Raw genomic sequence first — 3,405 nt, 5'->3', positions numbered from 1 at the left:
TCGGCGAAGTTGCGCGTCAGCGTGTACTTCGTGTTGTGCACCACGGCGAGCGCCGTCCCGTGCACGTCGTTGACCAGGCTGGACACCCCGCCCAGCTCGTGGACAGAAGTCGTCCGCGCGTCGCGGTCCGGCGGGCCAGAGGGACGGCCCGCACCCGCTGCCCGACGACGTCAATCACCTCGCGCTGCTCGCCCGCCCCTGGCTACGGTCACCGCATGAGCAGATCCGGCCCGCCCGACGCGCGCGGACGACTCGTCGAGGACCCGTTCGACCACCGCGTCACGGCGTCCGGGACCGTCCACGCCTACCGGGGCGGGCGGCTCGTCGCCACCATCTCCGGCACCCGGGCCGCCCGGCTGGTCGCGGCACTGAAGACCGCAGACGAGGAGCGGACGCAGCACCTGCTGGCGCGGGCGACCGGGAACTACCGTCGGAGGAACGAGCGACGCTGACGGCGCCGACCCGCCGCGCCGGCGACCGTCTTGCCCCCCTTGCCGAAACCGATGACGAGCAGGTCGACGTGCAGGGTGTCCCTGAGGCTGCCTCCTTGGCGAATGCTCGGTGCCGTGTCCACGACCCCGCCCACCCGACTCAACCAGGAAGCCGGAGAACAGGCAGGCTCTACCCGAGCCCGACTCGATGAAGCCCAGAGATCGCACCTTCCTCAAGGTCGATCGTGCCGACGTCCGCCATGTTCATGAGGTCCGCTCGGACGGATGCGTAGTTGACGTGGGCCGGTACATCGATCGCCCAGAGGGCGATTCCTCGCGGTCCCACCTCCCACCCGCAGTCCGCAGCGCGCAGCATGGCACCAACCTCCCCTTCTGCCTGCGCCTCCCTCAGGATGATGCGCATCGTCGAGTTCCCGGACTCGGCGATCAGCTCCTCGAAGACGAAACTCCCTGCGCTCATGGTCAGGCCTGACGCGCACGACATCACCAAAGGCGATGCCCCTCACGTAGAAGGGGACGTTCAGAACGCGCACCTCCAGCTTGGCCGACTTCTCGGCCCAGAGTCGCTCCACGCCGATCCCTGTACTGCACGCAATCCGGTCCGGCAGATCGAAAGCCACGCGGTACAGGCGCTCGCTCATCCGATTCCCCTACTCCCCAGCCGTCGTCCGCTCGCGTCGCTCCGAGCCCACTCAAACGTTTCCGGTCGCCGGGACCTCTCACTTCCTACCCGCGGGACCTCTCACTTCCTACCCGTCAGGCCCGGACTCCGGGATCACGCATGGCGCCGCGACGCCGCAGGAGCGTCTGATCAGCACGACGTCACCCCCAGGAGTCGTCGCCGCAATCGACACCGGCGGTCTGGGCTCGTCCATCCGGTTCCCCGCGCCATCCAACGTCAGCAACTGGGGTGGAGTGCAATCAGTCAAGTCGAGGATGCAAGTTCCAGAATCCCTAGGCCTACCAGTAGAGAACAACACATCGCTTCGGCCAGGGGCGCGAACTTTCAAGCGTCGCTTCGAAGATGCCCGAGATCGATGACCCGCCACAGCGGGGAACGAAACTCTCCTTCATCGGCACTTTGAACAGTAGCCAGAACATCTCCTCCGCGGTCTCGAAAAACCGATAGTTCGCCTGAGCATCCACAGGCACACCCCAGTTCGAAGATCCTGCTAGAAGCGGATTGACACGCGGCAGCCGACTCAGGAACTTGGGGGCACAGATTCTGCCTTTCAAATCACCCGAGCAAACATTCAAGACGGCTCTCCCACCGAGCACGACTGCATCGACCGTCAACCACGCAACCGATTCTGCACGGCCGCACGAATCTCACGCCAAGGGTCGCGGATAAGGGATTCGAGCGTCTCCTTGGAAGAGTTCTTATGTAACGCAACCATCATCCTGACCCCTTCATCCACATCGCGAGCGAGACGATCAAGAAGAGGCGGTGTCAACTTTCGCTTCATTGCCACCTCATAGCGGACGCGAGGATCCGGGTCATCAACGAGAACCTCCAGTACCGCAAGCGGGATGGTCTTGTTCCGAACAACCCCCACACGCACTTCGGGATGAAAGTGCACGACATCCATCCACACATTCTCGGGCGCCTCGTCAAATACAGCCCTACGATAGTGTTCTGGATTCGAACTCCTGTACAGTCTCAAAAATTCATCAGCGGATGAAATCACCCCTTCACTCCCCTCAACTTTCCCCACGGAATGAACCTTCCCGTTCCCCCCTTCCACTTGTCCTCCATAATGTCGCCGTGCTTGGTGGCGTCCGCAATCCATTCGAGACCCTTGCTGGTTTCTCGATAGACCTTAAAGGCCGACCCTCCATGGCCCGTCACATCCGGAGTCCACCACCTGCCGTCTGAAGCACTTTTGTAGAAGGTTGTTTTGAACGGACCTCCATTCATCACCTTTGAGGAGCGCTCCTTGGTCAGCTGCCATAGCCCTCTACCGTCGTCGTCGCAATTGTGCACCAAGATCGGCGTCTCGCCTGCGAGCACATAGTACGTGTGGTCGGTGGTGACGGTGAGGTTGTAGGCGGGTGCGTGGACCGTGTTGCTGAGGTCGATCCCGTCGACGGTCGCCGTAGCCCCTGTCGCGGTCAGGACGGCCTCACCAGTTTCAAGCTCGTCGGCGCGCTCGAAGCGCTGGTCTGTCACAGACCAGAACGGGTGGTCCTCGGTCGTGGTGATCGACTCGCCGGCCACGACGAGCGCGACCATGACGTCGTCGTGCACGTGCTGAGCGACGACCTCACCAGTTCCCGCAGGCGCCCCCTGCCCGTCGGTGTTCTCTGGGTTGGTCGAAGCGACCTTGTCCCCCGGCGCAACCTGATCGATCCGCTTCGCCGACCCATCGGCCATCAGAACAGCCGTCGCACCACTGAACGAACACCCGCTGGGCGTCTTGGACTGGTTCGTCGGGTTCTTCACCCCGCCCGTCGGCCGCGCGTTCGATGTGCCAGACGGTGCCGTCGACGGCTTGGGCGTGCTTGCCTGGATCGGCTTCGTCCCCGCGACCTGTGCCGCGCTGTTACGCGCCTGGCTCACAGTGCCCCGCGCCGAGGACGCGACGGCCTGCCCACCACGCGAGGTGCTAGCACGGACCGCCGACACGGCACCTTGTACCGCACGGTTCGCCACGGGCGCGATCCACCGTGAGGCGACCGCCCCCACCCCTAGGCCCACGGCGCCGAACACGCCACCGATCACGGTTTCGGTCGCGAACGACCTCCACGAGAGCGGTTTGCCGGAACTCGACTGGCGGATCGTGTTCGTGATCGCCCCGGCCAGCGCCCCACCGGCCACGGCACAGGCGACCGAGCCCCAACCGACCGTGAGCGCGGCGCACCCGACCCCCACGACGGTGCCCACGACACCGCCGATGATCTCGGCCTTGTTCTTACTGGCCCACTTTCCGACCGCCGACGCGCCCTTCTTGAC

Annotated in this window: 4 protein-coding genes and 1 pseudogene; 1 reads left to right on the top strand and 4 read right to left on the bottom strand. The window is 64.4% G+C overall.

Going from position 1 to position 3,405, the window contains the following annotated elements:
- The first annotated feature begins 215 nt into the window (after nt 1–215).
- Nucleotides 216–452, top strand: a complete 237-nt coding sequence (locus ACFWGN_RS21380; RefSeq protein WP_377619766.1) for a hypothetical protein — start codon at nt 216–218, stop codon at nt 450–452.
- A 169-nt stretch (nt 453–621) separates the two neighbouring features.
- On the opposite strand, the gene ACFWGN_RS21375 is transcribed toward ACFWGN_RS21380, so the two are convergent.
- From ACFWGN_RS21375 to ACFWGN_RS21360, 4 genes and pseudogenes are all read right to left on the bottom strand, one after another.
- Nucleotides 622–912 (bottom strand): DUF4265 domain-containing protein, encoded by a 291-nt coding sequence (locus ACFWGN_RS21375; protein WP_377619764.1) that lies wholly within the window; start codon nt 910–912, stop codon nt 622–624.
- 49 nt (nt 913–961) lie between these two features.
- A pseudogene (locus ACFWGN_RS21370) lies at nt 962–1,093 on the bottom strand (hypothetical protein); the annotation flags it as partial.
- 651 nt (nt 1,094–1,744) lie between these two features.
- Entirely contained in the window at nt 1,745–2,041 is a 297-nt protein-coding gene (locus tag ACFWGN_RS21365) for a HEAT repeat domain-containing protein (protein WP_377619762.1), read from the bottom strand.
- 95 nt (nt 2,042–2,136) lie between these two features.
- Nucleotides 2,137–3,405 (bottom strand): polymorphic toxin-type HINT domain-containing protein (locus tag ACFWGN_RS21360; RefSeq protein ID WP_377619761.1); only part of this gene is annotated, 1,269 nt, incomplete at its 5' end.

The sequence above is a fragment of the Oerskovia sp. NPDC060338 genome (genome assembly GCF_042726295.1).
Taxonomy (GTDB): Bacteria; Actinomycetota; Actinomycetes; order Actinomycetales; family Cellulomonadaceae; genus Oerskovia; species Oerskovia merdavium.
The sequence above is the reverse complement of the archived record's forward strand: the minus strand, read 5'-3'. Positions and strand labels throughout refer to the sequence as shown.

Coding starts and splice junctions, on each gene's coding strand:
- ACFWGN_RS21380 (WP_377619766.1), top strand. CDS start 216: ATGAGCAGATCCGGCCCGCCCGACGCGCGCGGACGACTCGTCGAGGAC.
- ACFWGN_RS21375 (WP_377619764.1), bottom strand. CDS start 912: ATGAGCGCAGGGAGTTTCGTCTTCGAGGAGCTGATCGCCGAGTCCGGG.
- ACFWGN_RS21365 (WP_377619762.1), bottom strand. CDS start 2,041: ATGGATGTCGTGCACTTTCATCCCGAAGTGCGTGTGGGGGTTGTTCGG.